Genomic DNA, 24,539 nt, shown 5'->3' with positions numbered 1-24,539 from the left:
GCCGAGCTTTCGGAGGTTTGTCATGCGCTCAGAGGTGGATGACCGCCAGGTCCAGGCGGCCATAGTCCCCTTCGTTGTGATCGCTTCTTGGCGGTACGTGATGGGTTTTCATCACCTGGTCGCCCTGCAGGGTTTCCAGATGGATGTCGAACCCCCACAGCCGGTGCAGGTGCTTGAGGACCTCGTCGGTAGAGTCGCCCAAGGGTTTGCGGTCGTGCTGTTGATGGCGCAGGGTCAGCGAACGGTCGCCTCGCCTGTCGATGCTCCAGATCTGCACGTTAGGCTCGCGGTTGCCCAGGTTGTACTGGGCGGCAAGGGTTTCGCGGATGATCCGATAGCCGCTTTCGTCATGAATGGCCGGTACCAGCAGGTCGTCTTTCTGGTCGTCGTCCAGGATGCTGAACAGCTTGAGGTCGCGGATGACCTTGGGTGACAGGTACTGCAGGATGAAGCTCTCGTCCTTGAAGCTGCTCATGGCGAACTTGATGCTGGAAAGCCAGTCGGTCCCGGCCAGTTCCGGGAACCAGCGGCGGTCCTCCTCGGTCGGTTCTTCGCAGATGCGCCGGATATCGCGGTACATGGCGAAACCCAGGGTGTAGGGGTTGATACCGTTGTAGTAAGGGCTGTCGAAGCCGGGCTGGAAGACCACGCTGGTGTGGGAGGCGAGGAACTCCATCATGAAGCCATCGGTCACCAGGCCTTCGTCATACAGGTCGTTCATCAGGGTGTAGTGCCAGAACGTTGCCCAGCCTTCGTTCATCACCTGGGTCTGGCGTTGCGGGTAGAAGTATTGGGCGATCTTGCGCACGATCCGCACGATTTCCCGTTGCCACGGTTCCAGCAGCGGCGCGTGTTTCTCGATGAAATACAGGATGTTTTCCTGCGGTTCGGCGGGGAAGCGCGCGTTGTCCTTGTCGCTGAACTTGTCCGTGCCTTTGGGAATGGTGCGCCACAGGTCGTTGATCTGTTTCTGCAGGTGTTCTTCCCGATCCTTTTGCCGGCGCCGTTCTTCTTCCGCGGAAATCGGATAAGGACGTTTGTAGCGGTCCACTCCGTAGTTCATCAGGGCATGGCAGGAGTCCAGCAGGTCTTCCACGGCATCGATGCCATGGCGCTCTTCGCACTGCATGATGTACTGCTTGGCGAACACCAGGTAATCGATGATCGAGCTGGCATCCGTCCAGGTACGGAACAGGTAGTTGCCCTTGAAGAAGCTGTTATGGCCGTAGCAGGCGTGGGCCACCACCAGTGCCTGCATGCAGATGGTGTTTTCTTCCATCAGGTAGGCGATGCAGGGGTCAGAGTTGATCACGATCTCGTAGGCCAGCCCCATCTGGCCACGGCTGTAGGACTTTTCGGTACTAAGGAAATGCTTGCCGTAAGACCAATGGTGATAACCCAGAGGCATGCCGACAGAGGCATAGGCATCCATCATCTGTTCGGCGGTGATCACTTCGATCTGGTTGGGATAGGTATCCAAGGCGTAGCGCGCTGCGATACGGCTGATTTCGCGGTCGTAGGCCTGGATCAGCTCGAACGTCCATTCCGAACCGGTGGAGATAGGCTGGCGTTTCTGCTCTCTGGCGGTCATGTCACTAACCTGCGCTGGAAGAGTTCACGGAAGACCGGATAGATATCTCCGGCCGAGACCAGTTGCTGCTGGGCGAAAGTATCGGAAAAGGCTTCGGCAATGCGCTCGTATTCGAACCACAGGGCCTGATGTTCGCGCGGGGTAATCTCCACGTAAGTGTAGTACTGCACGAAGGGCATGATCTGGTTGATCAGGATGTCGCGGCAGATCGGCGAGTCGTCGTTCCAGTTATCGCCGTCGGAAGCCTGGGCGGCGTAGATGTTCCACTCGTTGCTCGGATAACGCTCGGCCATGATCTCCTGCATCAGTTTCAAGGCGCTGGAGACGATGGTGCCGCCGGTTTCCCGGGAGTAGAAGAACTCCTCCTCGTCCACCTCACGTGCGCTGGTGTGGTGGCGGATGAACACTACGTCGATCTTGTCGTAGTTACGCTTGAGAAACAGGTATAGAAGGATGAAGAAACGCTTGGCGATGTCCTTGGTGGCCTGGGTCATGGAGCCGGAAACGTCCATCAGGCAAAACATCACGGCCTTGGAGCTGGGGTTAGGCTGTTTGACCAGCAGGTTGTACTTGAGGTCGAAGGTGTCGAGGAATGGCACCCGATGAATGCGGGCGCTGAGACGCTCGATTTCCGCTTCCATTTCCTGAATATCGCCGAAGTTGTCCGGTTCTTCGCGTTTCAGGCGTTCAAGCTCTTCTTTGACTTCGCGCAGTTTTGCCCGGCTGCTGCCGGACAGGGCGATGCGCCGGGCATGGGCCGAGCGCAGCGTCCGAATGATGTTGATGCGCGAGGGATTGCCCTCGTTGCTGATCCCGGCCCGGACAGTCTTGAAGGTGTCGGTCCCGGTCAGGTTGCGCTTGACCAGGTTCGGCAGTTCCAGGTCCTCGAACATGAACTCGAGGAACTCCTCCTGGGTAATCTGGAAAACGAACTCGTCCATGCCTTCGCCGGAATTGCCCGCCTTGCCCCGGCCGCCTCCGCCACCCCCGCCTTGAGGGCGTGCGATGTGCTCTCCGGCCGTGAACTCCTTGTTTCCCGGGTGCACCACGGTCTGTTTGCCGCCGCGCCCATGATGGAGCACGGGTTCATCGATATCCCGGCCGGGGATGCTGATTTGTTCGCCATGCTCCATGTCTGTGATGGAACGGCGGCTGACCGCCTCTTCGACGGCCTTCTTGATGTGGTCACGATAACGCCGCAGAAACCGCTGGCGGTTTACCGTGCTCTTGTTCTTGCCATTGAGACGTCGGTCGATCACATAACTCATGACTGCTCCTTAGAAGCGGTCTTGAAGCTCGCAAGCGGCCCGGACGGGGAGAGGGTGCGGTAAGGTGTCTTGCCGCCGGTACTCTGCCCGAGCCTCGCTGCGAACGTTCAAACGCGCTTCCTGAAGCCTGTGTAGCAGAAATCGCTAAGACAGGCTCCTGGCTAACGACAACCGGTGCAACCGGCGGGTTACTGCGATTTTCTGACCCGCAGATACCACTCGGACAGCAGTCGTACCTGTTTGTCGGTGTAGCCGCGCTCGACCATTCGAGTAACGAAGTCGTTGTGTTTCTGTTGATCCTCTTTGCTGGCCTTGGCATTGAAGCTGATGACCGGGAGCAGATCCTCGGTGTTGGAGAACATTTTCTTCTCGATAACCACCCGCAGTTTTTCGTAGCTGAGCCAGGTTGGGTTCTTGCCGTTGTTGTTGGCTCGGGCTCGCAGTACGAAATTGACGATCTCGTTGCGGAAGTCCTTCGGATTGCTGATGCCGGCCGGTTTCTCGATTTTCTCCAGTTCTTCGTTGAGCGCGACCCGATTGAGGATCTCGCCGGTTTCCGGATCGCGATATTCCTGATCCTGAATCCAGAAGTCCGCATACAGCACATAGCGGTCGAAGATGTTCTGACCGTATTCGCTGTAGGACTCCAGGTACGCGGTCTGGATTTCCTTGCCGATGAACTCGATGTAGCGCGGAGCCAGGTATTCCTTCAGGAAGCGCAGGTAGCGTTCGCGGGTTTCCGCCTGGAATTGTTCCTGCTCGATCTGTTGCTCGAGCACGTAGAGCAGATGCACCGGGTTGGCCGCGATCTCATGGGGATCGAAGTTGAAGACTTTCGACAGGATCTTGAAGGCGAAACGGGTCGACAGGCCGTTCATGCCCTCGTCTACACCGGCGGCGTCACGGTATTCCTGAATCGACTTGGCTTTCGGATCGGTGTCCTTGAGGTTCTCGCCATCGTAGACGCGCATTTTCGAGTAGATGTTCGAGTTCTCCGGCTCTTTGAGGCGCGAGAGCACGGTGAACTGAGCGAGCATTTTCAAGGTGTCGGGAGCGCAATGCGCCTTGGACAGGGAGCTGTTGAACAGCAGCTTGTCGTAGATTTTGACTTCGTCGCTGACCCGCAGGCAGTAAGGGACTTTGACGATATAGATCCGGTCGATGAAGGCTTCGTTGTTCTTGTTGTTACGGAAGGTGTGCCATTCCGATTCGTTGGAGTGAGCCAGCAGGATACCGGTGAAGGGGATCGCGCCCAGACCCTCGGTACTGTTGTAGTTGCCTTCCTGGGTGGCCGTCAGCAATGGGTGCAGCACCTTGATCGGTGCCTTGAACATTTCGACGAACTCCATCAGGCCCTGGTTGGCCCGGCACAATGCACCTGAATAGCTATAGGCGTCGGCGTCGTTCTGCGGGAATTCCTCCAGCTTGCGAATATCGACCTTGCCCACCAGGGCGGAAATGTCCTGGTTGTTCTCGTCTCCCGGTTCTGTCTTGGCGACCGCGATCTGGTTGAGGATCGAGGGATAGAGCTTGACCACCCTGAACTGGCTGATATCGCCGCCGAACTCGGACAGGCGCTTGGTGGCCCAGGGCGACATGATGGTGTTCAGGTAACGCCGTGGAATGCCGAAGTCTTCTTCGAGGATTGCGCCATCTTCCGTGGCGTTGAACAACCCGAGAGGCGACTCGAATACCGGGGAGCCCTTGATGGCGTAGAAGGGCACCTTCTCGATCAGTTGTTTGAGTTTCTCGGCCAGGGATGATTTACCGCCACCGACGGGACCGAGGAGGTAGAGGATCTGTTTCTTCTCTTCCAGGCCCTGAGCGGCATGGCGGAAATAGGAGACGATCTGGTCGATGCATTCTTCCATTCCATGGAAGTCCTCAAAGGCCGGATAGCGACGGATCACTTTGTTGGAGAAGATCCGTGACAGTCTCGAATTGGTCGATGTGTCCAGCAGCTCTGGTTCACCAATAGCCAGAAGCAGGCGTTCAGCGGCCGACGCGTAGGCGCTACGGTCCTTTTTGCAGAGCTCCAGGTACTCCTGTAACGAGAACTCTTCCTGGCGTGTGGATTCGAAGCGTTGTTGGAAGTGGCTAAAAATACTCATGACGTCACCTCGCTCGATACGTGGAGCCGACGCCGGATCAGTCAGTCAAGTGCTGGCATGCAACCGGGAATCCGGCTGCTGTTTACCCCCCAGAACACTTTCAAAGCTATCGACCTTGAAAGCTAGTACCGATGACCCGCACGCCGGTGTACCGGCTCTCCCCTGATTGGATGGCCTGAGGCTAAGGATAGTTCGGAATCGGGGAGATAAAGGTGGAATACGCAATTTGTTCAAGTGACCGTTCGTCGGTCGCGGCGCCAGCCCGCGAATGACGCGGGCTGGAGCACAGAAAAAATTATTCGGCGTTGCCTTGGGCAATTTCCGCAGGGTAGGTGGTTCGCCACAGTTCGAAACCACCGTCCAGGCTGTAGACGTCGGAGAATCCCTGGCTGATCAGGTAGGCCGCCGCGCTTTGGCTGGAGTTGCCGTGATAGCAGACGACCACCAGCGGGGCGTCGAGATCGGCATTGCGGATGAAGTCGGAGATGGAGTGGTTGTCCAGATGCAGGGAGCCGCTGATGTGGTTCAAGGCAAAGGTCTGCGGATCGCGGATGTCGACCACCACGGCGCCTTGCTCGCGCAGTGCCTGGGCCTGTTCTGGGGGGATGCGTTTGAATTCGCTCATGGCGGGCTCCTGGTCCTGGTGGCAAGCGCCGTCTAGCGCTTGGCGGTGATTGGCATGGGTTCAGGGGAAGGTTGATTGGCCTGGGGCTTGATGTGGCTGTGGGCGTCGCACTCACATTCGAGGCGTTGGCCGGTGTCGACGTTCAGCAGGGTCAGGGCGCCGCCCCAGACGCAGCCAGTGTCCAGGGCGACGACGCCGGGCTGGTTGCAGTTGCCTTCAAGGGCGGCCCAGTGACCGAAGATGATTTTCACGTCCCGGGTCTTGCGTTCCTTGTGCTCGAACCATGGGGCGTAACCCGGTGGAGCGGTGTCCGGCCCTTCCTTGCCCTTGAGGTCGAGCTTGCCATCGCTGGTGCAGAAACGCATGCGAGTGAAATAGTTGGTGATCACCCGCAGGCGAGTCACGCCTTTGAGTTCGCTGTCCCATTTTATCGGATCGTTGCCGTACATACCGTCCAGATAGGGCTCGAAGCGGTTGTCGTCACGCAATGCCTCTTCGACTTCGGTGGCGTACTTGAGGGCCTTTTTCAGCGACCACTGCGGCGGTATCCCCGCGTGCACCAGGGCGACGTTGCGCTGTTCGTCATAGTGCATCAGCTTTTGCTGGCGCAGCCACTGGAGCAATTCCTCGCAATCCGGCGCGTTGAGGATCTCGCTCAGGGTATCGGCTTTCTTCAGGCGCTCGATATTGCGCCAGACGGCCAGCAGGTGCAGGTCGTGATTGCCCAGCACGCACACCAGAGAATCGCGCATGGCATAAAGAAAGCGCAGGGTTTCCAGCGACTGTGGGCCGCGGTTGACCAGATCGCCAACCAGCCACAGGCGATCCTTGGCCGGGTCGAAAGCGACCTTTTCAAGCAGGCACTGCAACGGCCCCAGGCAGCCTTGCAGGTCACCGACGGCATAAGTCGTCATCAGTGCAGGGCTCCGGGCACCGCCAGGCGGAAGGGGGCGATGATGGCGTCGAAGTGTTTGCCGTCTTCGGCGAGCATCTGATAGCTGCCCTGCATATTGCCGACGCGCGTGGTCATGACCGTACCACTGCTGTAGGTGTGGCTTTTTCCTACGGCGATCAGCGGCTGCTGGCCGACGACGCCGGCACCGCGAACTTCTTCGACGTGCCCGTCGCCATCGGTGATCACCCAGTGCCGGGAGAGCAATTTGGCGGGCAGCAGGCCATTGTTCTGTACGGTGATGGTGTAGGCGAAGGCAAAGCGGTTCTGCTCGGGTTGCGACTGTTCTGCGAGAAAGCGGGTGACGACGCTGACGTCGATCTGATAGCGAGGATCGGACATGCAAGGGGCCTTAAAACGAAGCGGGACGCGGGATAAAACTGATGGAGGTCAGTCTAGGCCAAGTATCGGGTAGTAAACCAGACATGGCGCCTAGCGTCTTACCCGATAACGCTGGTGGCGTGTCAGCTGGCGCTGGCAGTGTCCGCGGCCTGTTCGCCGAGCTTGTCGGCCAGGCGAACGAAGGCTGCCAGGTCCAGTTGCTCCGGACGCAGGCTGCCATCGACACCGGCGGCTTCGATCTCGGCGCTGGAAAGCAGGGCCTTGAGGGTATTGCGCAGGGTCTTGCGGCGCTGGTTGAAGGCTTCGCGGACGATGCGCTCCAGCAGGCGATGATCCTTGGCCGGGTGCGGCAGTACCGCATGTGGCACCAGGCGGACGATCGCCGAGTCGACTTTCGGTGGCGGATTGAATGCGCCAGGGCCGACGTTGAACAGATGCTCCACGCGGCAGTGGTACTGGACCATGATCGACAGACGGCCCCAGTCACCACCGCCCGGGCCTGCGGCGAGGCGCTCTACCACTTCTTTCTGCAGCATGAAGTGCATGTCGCGGATCAGGCTGGCGTTTTGCAGCAGGTGAAAGATCAGCGGGGTGGAGATGTTGTAGGGCAGGTTGCCGACCACCCGCAGGCTGCCGGGGGCGGCATTCAGGCTGTTGAAGTCGAACTTCAGGGCGTCGCCCTGGTGCAGGCTGAAATTGTCCCGGCCGGCGAACTGCTGGTTGAGGATCGGCACCAGGTCCTTGTCCAGCTCGACCACGTCCAGCTGGGCGCCGCTGTTGAGCAGGCCTTCGGTCAGGGCGCCCTGGCCCGGGCCGATTTCCAGCATGCGGTCGCCGGACTTGGCATTGATGGAGCGCAGGATGCGGTCGATCACGCCGGCGTCATGCAGGAAGTTCTGGCCGAAGCGCTTGCGCGCCCGGTGCTGGTATTGCTCGGTCATAAACGGGTCTCGGCCATCTGATAGGCGGTTTCCAGGGCGACTTTCAGGCTGCCGGTATCGATCTTGCCGCTGCCGGCCAGATCCAGGGCAGTGCCGTGGTCGACCGAGGTGCGGATGATCGGCAGGCCCAGCGTCACGTTGACCGCGGCGCCGAAGCCTTTGTATTTCAGCACAGGCAGCCCTTGGTCATGGTACATCGCCAGCACTGCGTCGCAGTGCTCCAGATATTTGGGGGTAAACAGAGTGTCGGCGGGCAGGGGGCCGCGCAGGTCCATACCTTCGTTACGCAGACGCTCCAGGGTGGGTTCGATGATATCGATTTCTTCATGGCCCAGATGTCCGCCTTCGCCGGCATGCGGGTTGAGCCCGCAGACCAGGATACGTGGCTGGGCGATGCCGAATTTGTTGTGCAGGTCTGCATGCAGAATGCGTGTAACCCGCTCCAGGCGCTCCGGAGTAATGGCGTCGGCAATGTCCCGCAGGGGCAGGTGAGTGGTCACCAGTGCCACGCGCAGGCCATGGGTGGCCAGCATCATTACCACTTGTTCGGTATGCGTCAGGTCGGCGAGAAACTCGGTATGGCCGGAAAAGGCGATGCCGGACTCGTTGATCACTCCCTTGTGCACCGGGGCGGTAATCATGCCGTCGAAATATCCGTCCAGGCAGCCTTGGCCGGCCCGGGTCAGGGTTTCCAGGACGAATGCGGCGTTGGCCTTGTCCAGCTGACCGGCGACGACCTTGGCTGACAGCGGGGTATCCCAGACATAGAGGCTACCGGCGGCGGCCGGCTGGTTAGGCCAATTGTCGGGGCCGACCGCAATCAGGCTGACGGCCACACCCAGCTGCGCGGCCCGCTCGGTAAGCAGGTCGCGGCTGGTGATGGCGATCAGGGGGTGTGGCTGTTCTTGCGAGGCGAGCAGCAGGCACAGGTCGGGACCTATGCCGGCTGGCTCGCCGGGGGTGAGCGCGAAACGCTTGGGTTTCACTGTGCCGCCTGGTCAGCGCCAGGAAGTTTGATCTCGACGTAGGCTTCGTCGCGAATCTGGCGCAGCCAGGTTTGCAGCTCTTCGTCGTATTTGCGGTTACGCAGCACAGTCATGGCTTGTTGTTCGCGAGCCTGGGTGGTGCTGTCGGTGGCGCGGCGGCCAAGGACTTCCAGTACGTGCCAGCCGTAGGGGCTCTGGAACGGCTTGGACAGTTGCCCTTGCGGGGTCTTGGCCATCACGTCGCGGAACTCGGGTACCAGGGCGTTCGGGTCGATCCAGCTGAGGTCGCCACCGTTGAGGGCGGAACCCGGATCTTCCGAGTAGCTTTTCGCCAGTTCGGCAAAGTCTTCGCCGGCTTCGATGCGCTCGTAGAGCTTCTGGGCCAGGCGCTTGGTTTCTTCTTCGCTGCGAATTTCACTTGGCTTGATCAGGATGTGACGGACATGCACTTCGTCACGCATCTGATTGCCGCCACCGCGTTTTTCCAGCAACTTCAGGATGATGAAGCCGCCTGGAGTACGGGCTGGCTGGGTGATATCGCCCACTGCCATGGCGCTCAGTTCGCGGTCGAACGGAGGGGGCAGTTGAGCGGCTTTACGCCAGCCCATGTCGCCGCCTTCCAGAGCGTTGTCGCTACCCGAGCGGGCGATGGCCAGCTGAGCGAAGTCGGCGCCTTGCTTGAGCTGCTGATAGATATCCATGGCCTGGCGCGCGGCGCTCTGAATCGCTTCGGAGTTGGCGCTTTCCGGGGTTGGAATCAGGATATTGGCCAGGTGCAGCTCTTCGGACAGCTGCATCTTGCCCAGGTCGGAGGCGAGGAAGTTCTTCACTTCCTGCTCGGAGACCTGAATGCGTTCGGCAACACGGCGCTGGCGCACACGGCTGATGATCATCTCGCGGCGGATCTGTTCACGGGCGTCCTGATAGGACAGGCCATCACGAGCCAGGGCGGCACGGAACTGATCGGGTGTCATGTTGTTGCGTTGGGCGATGGTGCCGACAGCCTGGTTCAACTCTTCATCGGTAATGCGGATGCCGGAGCGTTCGCCGATCTGCAGTTGCAGGTTTTCGACGATCAGGCGTTCCAGTACCTGCTGGTTCAGAACATCGGCGGGAGGCATGCCGCCGCCGCGCTTGGCGATGGTTTGCTGAACTTCGTGAACCCGTTGGTCCAGCTGGCTCTGCATGACCACGTCGTTATCGACGATGGCCACCACTTTGTCGATGGGTTGTACCGCGGCACTCGCCGCGGTACCCAGGAACAATGCGCCCAGCATCAGCGGGCGCAGACAATCAGAAAGCTTGGTCTTCACGTTCACGGTAACCTTGAATGCCTTTGTCGAGGAAGCTCTCTACCTTGGCGCCGGTCAGGCCGCCGAGTCCTTTCAGGACGATTTGGAGGAAGATGCCATGGTCGCCTTTCTCGTTCTGCGGGGCGTCTTGACTGAATTCGTCATACTTGACCCAGTAACGGTTGATCAGGCGCAGTTTCCAGCAGCAGTTGTCGTATTCGAAACCACCGAAGGCATCGAGAGTACGGTTGCGGTTGTAGTCGTACTGCCAGCGGCTGATCAGGTTCCATTGCGGCACGATCGGCCAGATCACCGAGAAGTCGTGCTGCTTGATCTTGTAATAGTCCTTCACGTAGCCAGGAGTGCCTGGGGTGCCGTAGTCACCACCACCCACCGACCATTTACCCGTGGACTGGTCGTAACGAACCAGGTCGTTGCGATAACGATAACCGGCGTTGATGACCTTGTTCGGGTTGTCTTCCGGCTGGTAGTGGAACATCGCACTGCCGGAGCGCGGGCTGTGGCTGTCCGGATCCCAGTTGTAGTCGGCAGTGGTACGCCAGTCGCGGTTCCAGCGGTACTCGTATTCCAGCGCATAAGGCGAAACATTGGAGTGTGCGTCATCGCGGGTCTTCGCATCGATACCCGGCAACTGGACTTCGCGGTCCTTGAAGTACAAGGCCTGGCCGATACTGATGCGCTGACGTTCAAAGCCGTTTTCTTCGATCCAGCGGTTGGTGACGCCGAGAGACAGTTTGTTCTCGTCGCCTACACGGTCGGAGCCGGTGAAACGGTTATCACGGAACAGCGACGAGTAGTTGAAAGTAGACTCGCTGGTATCGAATACCGGGATGTCGCTCTGGTCTTTCTCCGGTACATAGAGATAGTAGAGGCGTGGTTCCAGGGTCTGACGGTAGTTCTTGCCGAACCATTGGGTGTTGCGGTCGAAGTACAAGCCGCTGTCGATGCTGGCGATAGGCACGCCACGGTTCTGGTTGCTGCTGTAAGTGCCGTCAAGACGGTTCTGCTCCGCGGTCTGTGCAGCAACCTGGCTCTTGCCAATACTGTCCAGATCCAGATCGTACTGGGTGTACTGATACTTGAGGGACGGCTTCAGGAAGCCGTAGGTCCAGTTAAGCGGAAGGCTTACAGACGGTGCAAGATTCAGGCGATTGCCATTGGCACGCGCCAGACCCTGAATGTTGCGGTCGAGTCTCGGTGCACCGACACCATTCTCATCAAAAAAAGTACCGTTCTGCAGGTCGCGATCAAACCGAACAATTTCAGTTTGATACTTGAAGTCCAGCCCGCCCGGATGCTGTGGCAAGAAGCCATCCAAGGTAATTTGCGGCAGACGGTTGTAAGGCGTGATGTTGGAAACCGTGGCCAGTTCATAAGCCTGGGCATTGAGGCGCGCGGTATAGGTATCGCCGCGGTAGGTCACTGCACCCTGCTGGTTGATGTAATCACGACTTTCCACACCGATCTGGTCGGTCTGCAGATCCTGGAAGTAGTACGGGTCGCTGATCTTGGTGTAGTCGACCTCGGTCATCAGGCGCGAATCGAGCCCGCCCTTGTGCTGCCAGTTGTACATGTAACGGGTTTTTTCGTAGTCCGACTGCAGCTTGCGGTCGTCGTTTTCGTCGTTGAGGTACGCCGCGCCGAACTGACCTTCGCTGGACTTGGTCAGGTAACGGAATTCGCCTTCCATCAACAGGCCGCGCTTGCTCATGTAGCGCGGGTACAACGTGGCGTCGTAGTTCGGCGCCAGGTTGAAGTAGTACGGGGTAACCAGCATGAAGCCGGTATCGCTGCCGCTGCCGATGGTCGGCGGCAGGAAGCCGGACTGGCGACGGTCGTCGATCGGGAAATAGATGTACGGCGTGTACAGGACCGGAATGTCCTTGACGCGTAACGTCACGTTGGTCGCGGTGCCAAAGCCGGTCGCCGGGTTCAGGGTGATGTTGTTGCCCTTGAGCTGCCAGGCGTTGCTGCTTGGTTCGCACGTGGTGTACGTACCATCCTTGAGACGGATGATCGCGTTCTCGGCACGCTTGGCGTACAGCGCGTTACCGCGGATGCGCGATTTGTGCATCACATATTCGGCGTTGTCGACCTTGGCCTCGCCGGTGTCCAGTTGTACATCGGCATGATCGCCGACCAGCAGGGCGCCGTTGTCGCGCAGGCGGACGTTGCCGTTCAGCTCGCCACGATTCTCGGCCTGGTACAGGTTGGCCTCGTCGGCCTCGACCTGCATGCTGCCCTGGCGCATGACCACGTCACCGGCCAGGGTAGCGATCTGCTGCTCCTGCTGATAACGCGAAGCCTTGGCGCCGATAAAGGTCGGGGCGTCACTTTTATTCGTCTTGTCATTCATGCCAGGACGAATCGGTTCGATATAAGCACCAGCGCAGTAAGGGCCGGTCTCGGCCAACTGGGCGGCGGTCAGCTTCTCGCGCGGAACCCAGTCGAGGTGACTGTAGTCTTCGCTGCGGGACTTCAGGCCGCGGCCCTTGGATTCGGTAACCAGCATCGGCTTGGCGCCGGTGTCTTCGCTGGTTTCGCCGCCTTCGGCCGATGTAGCGGTGCTCGAACTGACCGCACTCGCGTCATGCACAGGGCGCGGAGGCAGTTGAGCGGCGCTGGTTTTCGGCGCGCAGTCCCAGCCGCCCGAAGCAGAGACTGAGCAGTCATACTGTTCTGCGGCGACCACGAACGAAGTGGCTAGGGGTTGCAGGGCCAGCAGACTGCCAGTAACCAACAACGGAAATTTTTTACGAAACGCGGGGGATTTCAATGCCATCTTATTAGTCCGGGCTTCCTGCGTGCCATCTGCCCGCGGTGTGGGCCGCACGCCTCTCGATGGTCTGAAAAAGATGCTGGATAATAAAGCATGACCCGCTTGACGGCTAGCGCCGTCGGAGACCCTTGCAATGCCTGACCAAGATGTACGCTTGCAACACCTGAAAGTTTGGCTCGATGAGCAGTTGTCGATTGTTTATGCCTCCAACGGATGGGGCCCCGTGCCCCCGGCCACATTGACCGCGGCCAGCAGCGACGCGAGTTTCCGGCGGTATTTCCGCTGGGAAGGCGAAGGCCGCAGCTTTGTGGTGATGGATGCTCCACCGCCCCAGGAAAACTGCAAACCCTTCGTGGATATCGCCCATCTGTTGGCAAAATCCGCAATCAATGTGCCGAAAATTTATGCAGAAGATTTGTCGCGCGGCTTTCTTTTGCTCAATGACCTGGGTAACAAAACCTATCTGGACGTGATCGACGGCGAAAATGCCGACGCCCTGTTCAAGGATGCGCTGCAAACCTTGCTGGCTTTCCAGCAGTTGCCGATGGATGCGCCATTGCCCAGTTATGACGTTGCTTTGCTGCGCCGTGAACTGGAGCTGTTTCCCGAGTGGTACGTGGGACGCGAGCTGGGCGTCGAGCTGAATGAGCGCCAGCGCGGCCAATGGCAGCGGGTCAGCGAGCTGTTGATCGAAAGCGCTCTGGCCCAGCCCAAGGTGCTGGTGCATCGTGACTATATGCCGCGCAACCTGATGCTCAGCGAGCCCAATCCGGGCGTGCTGGATTTCCAGGACGCGGTCTACGGCCCGGTGACCTATGACGTCACCTGTCTGTTCAAGGATGCCTTTCTCAGCTGGCCCGAAGCACGGGTGCGCGGCTGGCTGGAAGACTACTGGCAGCAAGCGTCCCGGCTCGGGATCGCGGTACAGCCCGATTTCGAGGATTTCCTGCGCGCCAGCGACCTGATGGGGGTGCAACGCCATCTCAAGGTGATCGGGATCTTCGCGCGGATCTGCCACCGCGACGGCAAACCCCGCTACCTGGGCGACGTGCCGCGTTTCTTCGCTTATATAGAAGCCGTCGTGGCTCGTCGGCCGGAGCTGGCGGAGTTGGGTGAGCTGTTGGCCAGCCTGCGTCAACCTGTCGGAGCCTGTGTATGAAGGCGATGATTCTGGCCGCGGGCAAGGGCGAACGGATGCGCCCCTTGACCCTGACCACCCCCAAGCCGTTGATCCGCGCCGCCGGTGTGCCGCTGATCGAGTATCACCTGCGGGCACTGGCGCGGGCGGGCTTTACCGAAATCGTCATCAACCACGCCTGGCTGGGGCAGCAGATCGAGGATCACCTGGGCGATGGTTCGCGCTTCGGCCTGAGCATCCGCTATTCGCCGGAGGGCGAGCCACTGGAAACCGGTGGCGGTATTTTCCGCGCCTTGCCGTTGCTGGGCGACGAGCCCTTTGTGGTGGTCAACGGCGATGTCTGGACCGATTACGATTTCCGCTCGTTGAACCGTCCGCTGGACGCGCTGGCGCACCTGGTGCTGGTGGATAACCCGGCTCACCACACCGCCGGGGATTTCGTCCTCAGCGATGCCCGGGTGCGGGATGCCGAGCCGGGTGCGCAGACCCTGACCTATAGCGGGATCGCGGTGTTGCACCCGAACCTGTTCCAGGGCTGCACACCGGGCGCGTTCAAACTGGCGCCCCTGCTGCGCAAGGCCATGGCCGATGGACAGGTCAGCGGCGAGCGTTTGCAGGGTCACTGGGTCGATGTCGGTACCCATGAGCGCCTGGCGGAAGTCGAAACCTTGTTAGAAGCGAGTCACTGATATGTTGTGGCCAGGGACTCTGATCGGAGCCGGGGCTGGCTTTGCCATAGCCAGTATCCCGGGGGCCATGCTGGGAGCGTTGCTGGGACAGGCGCTGGACCGGCGCCTGCAACTGCATAGCTGGGCCCAGGTGCGTGAGCGTCTGGGCGGTCGACCGGCACTGCGCAACGATGAACTGCTGTTCGTACTCTTGGGGCGGTTGGCGAAAAGCGATGGCCGGGTGGTCGACGGGCATATCCAGCAGGCGCGTCTGGAAATGCGCTCGCTGGATATGAGTGAGGTCGCACAGCGCCGCGCCATTGCCGCGTTCAATCGGGGCAAGTCGGGTAACGATCGGTTGCGGGGCTACCTGCGACGCCTGGCGGCGCAGCCTCATGCCGCCGAGGGTGTATTGCGCGCATGCTGGCGGATGGTCTGGGCCGATGGCCGGGCCAGCCCCGCCGAGCGTGAGCTGATCCAGCTCTGGGGCAAGTGGCTGGGCTGGACCGTGCAGCAGGTGCAGGCGTTGGCGGCGGACTATGAGCCGAGCAAAAAACCGTTGGCCAACAGCAGTGGCACCTATCAGGACGCATTGCGCCTGCTGGGTGTCTCGGCGACCAGTGAGCCTTCGCAGATCAAGCGCGCCTACCGGCGCCTGCTCAGCCGCCATCACCCGGACAAGATTGCCGGCAGCGGCGCAAGCCCGTTGCAGGTGCGGGAAGCCACGGAGAAAACCCGCGAGCTGCACAGCGCTTACGCGCTGATCCGCGAGCGCCGGGATTTTCGTTAGAGAGATGCGTTAGAGGGAAATGCCTCACGTTCGGCGCCACCCCTGGCAAACAGGAGCGGGGCCGAGCGTGGCGGGATTCAGTCTTGCGCGGGTTGCGGGCTCAGCCAGCCGCGTACGCGTCTGAACAGCTGTTCGTTTTCAGCCGTGCTGTTGCCCGGCAGGGCATTGAGCGAGATCTGGGTGAAGTTGGCGTTCTTCAGGCGCTTGCTCGCTTGCAGGCGTTCCAGGGCGCTCTTGCGAGCCTGCGCGTTGTCCTTGTAGAAAAAGTCGGCGGTCGCCAGCTTCAGGGTCGGGGTCAGTTCCGCCAGTCCGGGCTTGCCGATGGACGGAGTCTGGGCAGCCACCAGCACCAGTTTCTGAATCTCCGGCGGCTGTTTTTCGCTCAGGTAGCGTGTGGCCCAGTAAGCGCCGCTGCCATGACCCAGCAGCACAATGCTGCGGGCATTCTGCTGCTGGGCGTAGGTCACCGCCGCGTCGATACGGGCAAAGATTCGCTCGGCATCGGCCTTGGCCTGTTCTTCGCTGCTCTCCACCACCGCGCGATCGGCAATCTCGGCTTCGCCACCGGCGGCCTGTTCGATCGGCTTGGGCGCTGCCGTGGCGGCATCTTTGCTGCTAGTGTCGGCGGTCGCGGGCGCAGGTTCGGCCTCGACGATGCGCGGTTGCGTCGCATCGCTCTGCAGGTCGGGCAAGGTCAGGCTCAGGCTGCTCCAGTCGGCGTCCGGCAATCTGTTGCGCAAAGGGCCGATTGCTTGAGGCCAGTCGGCGGTTTCGCCTGCGCCGGGGATGATAATCACCGCGCCCTTGGGGTCGCTGCTGTTGGCCGGTTTCCACAGGGCCAGAAAGCTCTCGCTGCCGGCTTGCAGTGACTGTTGTTCGCCGGGCGGTATGACGCGTTCGAGGGCCGCGGCATCTTCCTGGCTACGCTCAAGGAGCGGCTGGCGCTCGGCCGGTTTTTCCACGGCAGCCTGTTCTGCCGGGGCGGGTTGCGGATCCTCGGCCTTGACCGAAAAGGCACAAGGCAGGATCAGCGACAGGCACAATGCAGGCAGTGCCGTGCGGTGGACAAGGGGCATCGGTTATTCCAGGCCAGAAGTAATCCCGGCAGCCTAATGGGTTGGTCAGTATTTGTCAGTGTGTGAGACTTCAGATGATGCGTTTTCGCTGCCTGCTGGTTATCGGCTGTATCTGCCTTCCCTTGATGGCCTGGGCGGTGCCTGCGCCGCATATCGCCCAGGCGCAGTGGAGCCCCGCGCAGCAGCAATGGCTGGAACAGCACCGGGAACTGCGGGTCGGCGTGGTGCTCCAGGCCCCCTACGCCCAGTACGACCGTCGGCTGCAACGCTTGTCTGGCGCCAATATCGAACTGATGCAGTGGCTGGCCCAGGCGATGAAGGTCGAGCTGAGTTGGCGCAACTTTGCCGATCAGGCGCAGCTGGAAGCGGCGGTACGCGCCGGTGAAGTCGATATGGCCCCGGGCTTGAGCCAGACCCCGGCCGGCTTGCGGCTCTGGCAGTTTTCCGATCCCTACATGCGTGTCCCGCAACTGGTGGTCGGCGAGCAGAAGGGCGCCGGCGCGGTGGAGCTGGAAAAGCTCGACAGCCAGACTCGCGTGGCGGTGCGCATGCCCAGCGCGGTGGCAGACTACCTGCGTGCGACTTACTCCAATCTCAATCTGCAGGGCGTGCCCCTGGAGCGCCAGGCCCTGCAATTGCTGCTCAGTCAGCAGGCGCGTTATGCGGTGATCGATGAGGCGCAGCTCAGTCGTTTGTCGGCGGAACCGGAATTCGCCGGCCTGGCGGTGGTGGGCGATATCGGCCTGCCGCAATTGCTGCGGGTGGCTACCCGGCGCGACTGGCCCGAGCTGGCGGACATCGTGCAACGCGCCTTGCACGGTATCGCCGCCAAGGACCTGGAACAGCTGCACAATCGTTGGCTGCAGCCCAAGTATCCGCGGCTGAGCGAGTCCCGCGGTTTCTGGCAGAACCTCAGCCTGTTGCTGGCCGTGCTGCTGTTGGCGAGCATGGCCATCGTGATCTGGCAGCGCCGCCAGCAACAGGCGCTCGAGCAGCGGTTGCTGACCACCCGCGAGGACCTGGCCCGGCGCGAGGCCAGTGAAGAAGCCTTGCGCCTGACCCAGTTTTCCATCGACCAGAGCACGGTGGGCATTCTCTGGGTCAACTGGGACAGCCATGTACGCTACGCCAACCGCGCGGCCGAAAGCATGCTGGGTTATGCGTCGGGGGCGGTGGTCGACCGGCCGTTGAGCGACTTCGAACCCAACCTGCACATGGACCGCTGGCTTGGCCTGTGGAAGCGCGCGCGTGCCAGCGAGGACGCGCCGCCCAGCTTCGAGACCCAGTGTGTCCGCGCCGACGGCAGCATCCTGCCGGCCGATGTGTCGCTGAGCTTTCTGCGCTTTCGCGATGGCGAGTACCTGGTGGTTTACCTCACTGACGTCACCGAGCGTCGTCGCGCCCTGGCCGCCCTGCAGGAAAGCGAAGCGCGGTTGCAGGGGATCGCCGCCAACGTACCGGGGCTAGTGTTCCGCCTGGAACGGGCGCCGGTGACCGGGCAGATCGATTTCGCCTACATCAGCGAAGGCAGCGAGAGCCTGGTGGGTTACTCCCCAGCGACCCTCAGCCACCGCGACATAGGGCTGCGCAGCCTGGTGCACCCGGAAGATCGGGCCAGTTACCACCAGACCCAGGACCATGCCCTGGACACCGACAGCGACTGGTCCTGGCAGGGGCGGATCCTGACCCGCCAGGGCGAACAGCGCTGGGCGGAAATCAAGGCCATCACCCGCCAGCTCGAGGACGGCGCCTATGTCTGGGACGGTATCGTCTGGGACATCAGCGAAAGCAAGCGCATCGAACTGGAACTGGCCAGCTCGCGCGAGCAACTGCGCGAGCTATCGGCGCACCTGGAAAGCGTGCGCGAAGAGGAAAAGGCTCGTATCGCCCGGGAAGTGCACGACGAGTTGGGGCAGATGCTCACGGTGCTCAAGCTGGAGACCTCGATGTGCGAGCTGGCCTACGCGCAACTCGATCCGGGGCTGCACGAACGCCTGAACAGTATGAAGCGCCTGATCGCCCAGCTGTTCCAGCTGGTGCGCGATGTGGCCACGGCCTTGCGCCCGCCGATTCTCGATGCCGGCATCGCCTCGGCCATCGAGTGGCAGGCGCGGCGTTTCGAGGCGCGCACGCAGATTCCTTGCCTGGTGCAGGTGCCCGACAACCTGCCGGTGCTCAGCGACGCCAAGGCCATCGGTCTGTTCCGCATCCTCCAGGAGGCGCTGACCAACGTGATGCGCCATGCACAGGCGCATACTGTCGAACTGACCCTGAGCCTCGAGCACAATCAGCTGTGCATGACCATCAGCGACGACGGCCAGGGTTTCGTGGTCGAGGCCGGGCGGCCGACGTCCTTCGGTCTGGTGGGCATGCGCGAGCGGGTGCTGATCATGGGCGGCAGCCTGACCCTGGACAGTCAGCTGGGCGAGGGCACCACCCTGAGCGTTACTGTGCCGCTGGACCTGTAGGCGCGAGCAGACTCGCCGCTGCAGAGATCATCACTAATAAGAAGAGGTACGAGCTGTGATCCGTGTACTGGTAGCCGAAGACCACACCATCGTTCGCGAAGGCATCAAGCAGTTGATCGGCCTGGCCAAGGACCTGACGGTGGTGGGGGAGGCGAGCAATGGCGAGCAGTTGCTGGAAACCCTGCGCCACGTGCCTTGCGAGGTGGTGCTGCTGGATATTTCCATGCCTGGCGTCAACGGCCTGGAGGCGATCCCGCGGATCCGCGCGCTGAACAATCCACCGGCGATCCTGGTGCTGTCGATGCACGACGAAGCGCAGATGGCGGCCCGGGCGCTGAAAGTGGGAGCGGCCGGTTATGCCACCAAGGACAGCGACCCGGCGCTGCTGCTGACGGCGATTCGCAAGGTGGCGGCAGGCGGGCGTTATATCGACCCGGAACTGGCCGACCGGATGGTTTTCGAAGTCGGCCTGACGGATACCCGGCCCCTGCATTCCCTGCTGTCGGAGCGTGAGTTCTCCGTGTTCGAACGGCTGGCCCAGGGTGCCAACGTCAACGATATCGCCCAGCAGCTGGCCTTGAGCAGCAAGACCATCAGCACCCACAAGGCGCGGCTGATGCAGAAACTCAACATCACCTCCCTGGCCGAGCTGGTGAAGTATGCGATGGAGCACAAGCTGCTTTGAATGGATCTGTAGCCGCTGCCGCAGGCTGCGATCGACAGCGCAGCTGTCGCTAAACCTGGCCCTGGGGATTTTCAGCTCAATCGCGCTGCCTGGATCACGAGTGCTTCGCCCTCGATCGCAGCCTGCGGCAGCGGCTACACGTACCCATTTGCGACACGAAAACCGGCTTATGGCCATGATCGCCGTCAGGCGTGTGCCGGGACTTGTCCAATCGCGCCATCCTTGTAGGGGGATTCCTACAAGGAACCTTCCATCCGACTGAGGCCAATCTCTCATACCCCCCGATTTGCGCGGCTTGTGGCCTCCACTAGGCTTAGTCCACAGCCGTCAAAAAACAAAAGGTGTGGGTATGAGCGAGGTCGATTCAAGCGCTGGGGCGAGTGATGTACTGGTCAGTTTCCGTGGTGTGCAAAAGAGCTACGACGGCGAAAACCTGATCGTCAAAGACCTCAACCTGGAAATTCGCAAAGGCGAGTTCCTTACCCTGCTCGGGCCATCCGGCTCCGGCAAGACCACCAGCCTGATGATGCTGGCCGGCTTCGAGACCCCGACCGCCGGGGAAATCCAGCTGGCCGGGCGGGCGATCAACAACGTGCCGCCGCACAAGCGCGATATCGGCATGGTGTTCCAGAACTATGCGCTGTTCCCGCACATGACCGTGGCCGAGAACCTGGCGTTCCCGCTGTCGGTACGTGGCCTGAGCAAGACCGACATCAGCGAGCGGGTCAAACGCGTGCTGAGCATGGTCCAGCTCGAATCCTTCGCCCAGCGTTATCCGGCGCAACTGTCCGGTGGCCAGCAGCAGCGGGTGGCCCTGGCCCGGGCGCTGGTGTTCGAGCCACAGCTGGTGCTGATGGACGAACCCCTCGGCGCGCTGGACAAACAGCTGCGCGAACACATGCAGATGGAAATCAAGCACCTGCACCAACGCCTCGGCGTGACCGTGGTCTACGTGACCCACGACCAGGGCGAAGCCCTGACCATGTCCGATCGGGTCGCGGTGTTCCACCAGGGCGAAATCCAGCAGATCGCCCCGCCACGCACCCTTTACGAAGAACCGAAGAACACCTTCGTCGCCAACTTCATCGGCGAGAACAACCGGCTCAACGGCCGCCTGCACAGCCACAGCGGCGACCGCTGCGTGGTCGAGCTGGGGCGTGGCGAGAAGGTCGAGGCGCTGGCGGTCAACGTCGGCAAGACCGGCGAGCCGGTGACCCTGTCGATTCGTCCGGAGCGCGTGAGCCTCAATGGCTCCAGCGAAAGTTGTGTCAACCGCTTCTCTGGGAGGGTTGCGGAATTCATCTATCTGGGCGACCACGTCCGGGTTCGCCTGGAAGTCTGTGGCAAGACCGACTTCTTCGTGAAACAGCCGATTGCCGAGCTCGATCCTGCGCTGGCGGTGGGCGATGTGGTTCCGCTTGGCTGGCAGGTCGAGCACGTTCGCGCGCTCGACCCACTTCTAGAGGCGCATTGATCGCCCCCTTGCTTCACCAACCCTGCACGTGGAGAGAACAATAAATGTCGAGATCCCTGAAATTCACCGCTTTGACATTGGGCCTGATGGGCGCGGCGCACGCGATGGCGGCGGGCCCGGACCTGACCGTGGTGTCCTTTGGCGGGGCGAACAAGGCGGCTCAGGTCAAAGCCTTCTACGCCCCCTGGGAGGCGGCAGGCAACGGCAAGATCGTCGCTGGCGAATACAACGGTGAGATGGCCAAGGTCAAAGCCATGGTCGACACCAAGAGCGTGTCCTGGGACCTGGTGGAGGTCGAGTCGCCGGAGCTGTCCCGCGGTTGCGACGAAGATATGTTCGAGCAGCTCGATCCCGAGCTGTTCGGCAAGGCCGAAGATTACGTCAAGGGCGCGATCCAGCCTTGCGGCGTGGGGTTCTTCGTCTGGTCGACCGTCCTGGCCTATAACGCCGACAAGCTGAAAACCGCGCCGACCAGCTGGGCGGATTTCTGGGACACCAAGAAATTCCCGGGCAAGCGCGGCCTGCGCAAAGGCGCCAAGTACACTCTCGAATTCGCCCTGATGGCCGACGGCGTGGCGCCCAAGGATGTGTACAAGGTGCTGGCTGGCAAGGACGGTCAGGATCGCGCCTTCAAGAAGCTCGATGAGCTCAAGCCAAGCATTCAGTGGTGGGAAGCCGGCGCCCAGCCGCCGCAGTACCTGGCTTCCGGTGACGTGGTCATGAGCTCGGCCTACAACGGCCGGATCGCCGCGGTACAGAAGGAAAGCAACCTGAAGGTCGTGTGGAACGGCGGTATCTACGACTTCGACGCCTGGGCCATTCCGAAGGGCCTGGACAAGACCCGCGCGGAAGCTGCGAAGAAATTCATCGCCTTCTCGGTGCAGCCGCAGCAGCAGAAGACCTACTCGGAAAACATCGCCTACGGTCCGGCCAACACCCAGGCAGTCCCGCTGCTGGCCAAGGACATCCTGAAAGACATGCCGACCACCCCGGAAAACATCGCCAATCAGGTGCAGATCGACGTCAGCTTCTGGGCTGACAACGGCGAGCAACTGGAGCAGCGTTTCAACTCGTGGGCGGCCAAGTAAGGCGTCATGCATGGGCGGCGTCACCTGTGGGTGACGCCGTTACCGTTTAAAGATTTGCGGAGTTCGTCATGGCCATTAGCGTTCCCCTGAACGAGGTCACCAGCCCCAGCCTCAAGCAGCGCCTGGCGCGTGCCGAGCGGGTCAACCGCTGGAAGGCACAAGCGTTGATCGCGCCTCTGGTGCTGTTCCTGCTGCTGGTGTTTCTCGTGCCTATCGCAGCGCTGCTGTACAAGAGCGTCGGCAACCCGGAAGTGGTCGAAGGCATGCCGCGTACCGTGGTCGCCGTGGCCGGTTGGGACGGACGCGGCCTGCCGGCCGAACCGGTGTACAAGGCACTGAGCGAAGACCTGGCCGAAGCGCGCAAGCAGCAAACCCTGGGCGACCTGTCCAAGCGACTGAACATGGAGTTGGCCGGCTATCGCAGCCTGCTGACCAAAACCGCACGTGCCTTGCCGTTCAAGGAGGAGCCGGCTTCCTATAAGGAAGCGCTGGAAGCCATCGACGAGCGCTGGGGCGACCCGGCCTACTGGCAGGCGGTACGCCGCAACACCAGCAGCCTGACCCCGTTCTACCTGCTGGCCGCCGTCGACCATCGGATCGACGACCTGGGGGAGATCGCCCCGGCGACCCCTGACCAGGCCATCTACCTGGATATCTTCGCCCGGACCTTCTGGATGGGCCTAGTGATTACCGGCATCTGCCTGGTGCTGGCTTACCCCCTGGCGTACCTGCTGGCCAACCTGCCGGCGCGCCAGAGCAACCTACTGATGATTCTGGTGTTGCTGCCGTTCTGGACGTCGATCCTGGTTCGTGTGGCGGCGTGGATCGTGCTGCTGCAATCGGGTGGCCTGATCAACAGTGCGCTGATGGCCATGGGGGTGATCGACAAGCCGCTGGAGCTGGTGTTCAACCGCACCGGGGTCTACATCTCCATGGTGCACATCCTGCTGCCGTTCATGATCCTGCCGATCTACAGCGTGATGAAAGGCATCTCGCCGACCTATATGCGCGCGGCGATTTCCCTTGGCTGCCATCCGTTCGCCAGTTTCTGGCGGGTGTATTTCCCGCAGACCTATGCCGGCGTCGGCGCCGGCTGCCTGCTGGTGTTCATCCTTGCCATCGGCTACTACATCACCCCGGCGCTGCTGGGCAGCCCGAACGACCAGATGGTCAGCTACTTCGTCGCCTTCTACACCAACACCAGCATCAACTGGGGCATGGCGACCGCGCTGGGCGGCCTGCTGCTGTTGGCGACCATCGTGCTGTATCTGATTTACAGCTGGCTGGTGGGCGCCAGTCGCCTGCGCCTGAGCTAAGGAGAGAATCGAAATGCTGAGCCCTTACATGTCGCCCGTCGAGCGGGTCTGGTTCTACAGCTTGCGGATTCTCTGCGGCTTGATCCTGTTGTTCCTGATCCTGCCGGTGCTGGTGATCATTCCGCTGTCGTTCAACTCGGGCAGCTTCCTGGTGTACCCGCTGCAAGGCTTCTCGCTGCAGTGGTATCACGACTTCTTCGGCTCGGCGGAATGGATGCGCGCCCTGAAGAACAGCATCATCGTCGCCCCGGCGGCCACGGTACTGGCGATGGTCTTCGGCACGCTGGCGGCGATCGGCCTGACCCGCGGCGACTTCCCCGGCAAGGCACTGGTGATGGCGCTGGTGATTTCGCCGATGGTGGTGCCGGTGGTGATCATCGGCGTGGCCAGCTACCTGTTCTTCGCGCCCCTGGGCATGGGTAACAGTTTCTTCTCGCTGATCATCGTCCACGCCGTGCTGGGTGTGCCTTTCGTGATCATCACGGTCTCGGCCACTTTGCAGGGCTTCAACCAGAACCTGGTACGGGCCGCGGCCAGCCTCGGCGCTTCGCCGCTGACGGCGTTCCGCCGGGTGACCCTGCCGTTGATTGCGCCGGGGGTGATCAGCGGCGCGTTGTTCGCCTTTGCCACCTCGTTCGATGAAGTGGTGGTCACGCTGTTCCTCGCCGGCCCCGAGCAAGCCACCTTGCCCCGGCAGATGTTCAGCGGCATCCGCGAAAACCTCAGCCCGACCATCGCTGCCGCGGCGACGCTGCTGATCGCCTTCTCGGTGATTCTGCTGCTGACCCTGGAATGGCTGCGTGGCCGCAGCGAAAAACTGCGTACAGCACCGGTCTGATCGCCACGGACAGATCGCTCCCGCACCGACCGTGGGAGCGATCTGCTACGCCATTCATTGGCTGAATGGCAGACAACCCCGAATCCCCAG

20 protein-coding genes are annotated in these 24,539 nt (G+C 61.3%); 9 read left to right on the top strand and 11 right to left on the bottom strand.

The window, feature by feature from the left end:
* Positions 1 to 28: 28 nt before the first annotated feature.
* The 10 genes from J4D28_RS16205 to J4D28_RS16160 form a co-directional block, all read right to left on the bottom strand.
* On the bottom strand, positions 29 to 1,591 hold the full coding sequence (locus J4D28_RS16205) for a SpoVR family protein (RefSeq protein ID WP_009051165.1): 1,563 nt from the start codon (positions 1,589 to 1,591) through the stop codon (positions 29 to 31).
* On the bottom strand, positions 1,588 to 2,859 hold the full coding sequence (locus tag J4D28_RS16200) for a YeaH/YhbH family protein (RefSeq protein WP_009051164.1): 1,272 nt from the start codon (positions 2,857 to 2,859) through the stop codon (positions 1,588 to 1,590). The genes J4D28_RS16205 and J4D28_RS16200 overlap by 4 nt, the downstream gene beginning before the upstream one ends.
* Before the next feature lie 188 nt (positions 2,860 to 3,047).
* Positions 3,048 to 4,970: a PrkA family serine protein kinase gene (locus J4D28_RS16195; protein ID WP_007926124.1), complete on the bottom strand. Its 1,923-nt coding sequence runs from the start codon at positions 4,968 to 4,970 to the stop codon at positions 3,048 to 3,050.
* Positions 4,971 to 5,265: 295 nt separating this feature from the next.
* Entirely contained in the window at positions 5,266 to 5,595 is a 330-nt protein-coding gene (gene glpE / locus J4D28_RS16190; RefSeq protein WP_009051163.1) for a thiosulfate sulfurtransferase GlpE, read from the bottom strand.
* Positions 5,596 to 5,627: 32 nt separating this feature from the next.
* A complete protein-coding gene (locus J4D28_RS16185; protein ID WP_038636363.1) occupies positions 5,628 to 6,509 on the bottom strand; it encodes a symmetrical bis(5'-nucleosyl)-tetraphosphatase in 882 nt (293 codons plus the stop codon).
* Entirely contained in the window at positions 6,509 to 6,889 is a 381-nt protein-coding gene (gene apaG / locus J4D28_RS16180) for a Co2+/Mg2+ efflux protein ApaG (RefSeq protein ID WP_007926128.1), read from the bottom strand. The genes J4D28_RS16185 and apaG overlap by 1 nt, the downstream gene beginning before the upstream one ends.
* Before the next feature lie 122 nt (positions 6,890 to 7,011).
* The gene (gene rsmA / locus J4D28_RS16175) at positions 7,012 to 7,830 is read right to left on the bottom strand and encodes a 16S rRNA (adenine(1518)-N(6)/adenine(1519)-N(6))-dimethyltransferase RsmA (protein ID WP_009051161.1); all 819 of its coding nucleotides are present in this window, start codon (positions 7,828 to 7,830) and stop codon (positions 7,012 to 7,014) included.
* A complete protein-coding gene (gene pdxA / locus J4D28_RS16170) occupies positions 7,827 to 8,816 on the bottom strand; it encodes a 4-hydroxythreonine-4-phosphate dehydrogenase PdxA (protein WP_009051160.1) in 990 nt (329 codons plus the stop codon). Before pdxA ends, rsmA begins: the two co-directional genes overlap by 4 nt.
* Complete coding sequence (gene surA, locus J4D28_RS16165) at positions 8,813 to 10,129, bottom strand: peptidylprolyl isomerase SurA (RefSeq protein WP_036985516.1); 1,317 nt, start codon at positions 10,127 to 10,129, stop codon at positions 8,813 to 8,815. The genes pdxA and surA overlap by 4 nt, the downstream gene beginning before the upstream one ends.
* Positions 10,110 to 12,911, bottom strand: a complete 2,802-nt coding sequence (locus J4D28_RS16160) for an LPS-assembly protein LptD (protein WP_009051158.1) — start codon at positions 12,909 to 12,911, stop codon at positions 10,110 to 10,112. Before J4D28_RS16160 ends, surA begins: the two co-directional genes overlap by 20 nt.
* 130 nt (positions 12,912 to 13,041) lie before the next feature.
* Here J4D28_RS16160 and J4D28_RS16155 point away from each other — a divergent pair, with 130 nt between their 5' ends.
* From J4D28_RS16155 to J4D28_RS16145, 3 genes are read left to right on the top strand one after another with little or no spacing between them, the layout of a single operon-like run.
* A complete protein-coding gene (locus J4D28_RS16155) occupies positions 13,042 to 14,067 on the top strand; it encodes an aminoglycoside phosphotransferase family protein (protein WP_009051157.1) in 1,026 nt (341 codons plus the stop codon).
* Positions 14,064 to 14,735, top strand: a complete 672-nt coding sequence (gene murU, locus J4D28_RS16150) for an N-acetylmuramate alpha-1-phosphate uridylyltransferase MurU (RefSeq protein WP_009051156.1) — start codon at positions 14,064 to 14,066, stop codon at positions 14,733 to 14,735. The genes J4D28_RS16155 and murU overlap by 4 nt, the downstream gene beginning before the upstream one ends.
* Position 14,736: 1 nt before the next feature.
* On the top strand, positions 14,737 to 15,504 hold the full coding sequence (locus J4D28_RS16145) for a TerB family tellurite resistance protein (protein WP_009051155.1): 768 nt from the start codon (positions 14,737 to 14,739) through the stop codon (positions 15,502 to 15,504).
* Positions 15,505 to 15,581: 77 nt separating this feature from the next.
* Here J4D28_RS16145 and J4D28_RS16140 read toward each other — a convergent pair whose 3' ends face one another.
* Positions 15,582 to 16,580: an alpha/beta hydrolase family protein gene (locus J4D28_RS16140; RefSeq protein ID WP_009051154.1), complete on the bottom strand. Its 999-nt coding sequence runs from the start codon at positions 16,578 to 16,580 to the stop codon at positions 15,582 to 15,584.
* A 74-nt stretch (positions 16,581 to 16,654) separates the two neighbouring features.
* Between J4D28_RS16140 and J4D28_RS16135 the strand changes: the two genes are divergently transcribed.
* The 6 genes from J4D28_RS16135 to J4D28_RS16110 all read left to right on the top strand — a co-directional run bounded on the left by J4D28_RS16135 (position 16,655) and on the right by J4D28_RS16110 (position 24,449).
* Positions 16,655 to 19,048, top strand: a complete 2,394-nt coding sequence (locus J4D28_RS16135; RefSeq protein ID WP_016704059.1) for a PAS domain S-box protein — start codon at positions 16,655 to 16,657, stop codon at positions 19,046 to 19,048.
* Positions 19,049 to 19,103: 55 nt separating this feature from the next.
* Positions 19,104 to 19,733, top strand: coding sequence for a response regulator transcription factor (locus J4D28_RS16130; RefSeq protein ID WP_007926150.1), 630 nt, complete (start codon positions 19,104 to 19,106; stop codon positions 19,731 to 19,733).
* Positions 19,734 to 20,082: 349 nt separating this feature from the next.
* The gene (locus tag J4D28_RS16125) at positions 20,083 to 21,207 is read left to right on the top strand and encodes an ABC transporter ATP-binding protein (protein WP_009051151.1); all 1,125 of its coding nucleotides are present in this window, start codon (positions 20,083 to 20,085) and stop codon (positions 21,205 to 21,207) included.
* A 44-nt stretch (positions 21,208 to 21,251) separates the two neighbouring features.
* The gene (locus tag J4D28_RS16120) at positions 21,252 to 22,295 is read left to right on the top strand and encodes an ABC transporter substrate-binding protein (RefSeq protein WP_009051150.1); all 1,044 of its coding nucleotides are present in this window, start codon (positions 21,252 to 21,254) and stop codon (positions 22,293 to 22,295) included.
* Between the two features lie 68 nt (positions 22,296 to 22,363).
* Positions 22,364 to 23,611 carry an ABC transporter permease gene (locus tag J4D28_RS16115; RefSeq protein WP_009045872.1) on the top strand — a complete coding sequence of 416 codons (1,248 nt, stop codon included), beginning with the start codon at positions 22,364 to 22,366 and terminating at the stop codon, positions 23,609 to 23,611.
* A 13-nt stretch (positions 23,612 to 23,624) separates the two neighbouring features.
* Positions 23,625 to 24,449: an ABC transporter permease gene (locus J4D28_RS16110; protein WP_009051149.1), complete on the top strand. Its 825-nt coding sequence runs from the start codon at positions 23,625 to 23,627 to the stop codon at positions 24,447 to 24,449.
* Positions 24,450 to 24,539: the final 90 nt, after the last annotated feature.

The organism is Pseudomonas sp. GW531-T4 (assembly GCF_017349615.1).
Taxonomy (GTDB): Bacteria; Pseudomonadota; Gammaproteobacteria; order Pseudomonadales; family Pseudomonadaceae; genus Aquipseudomonas; species Aquipseudomonas chlororaphis_I.
The sequence above is the reverse complement of the archived record's forward strand: the minus strand, read 5'-3'. Positions and strand labels throughout refer to the sequence as shown.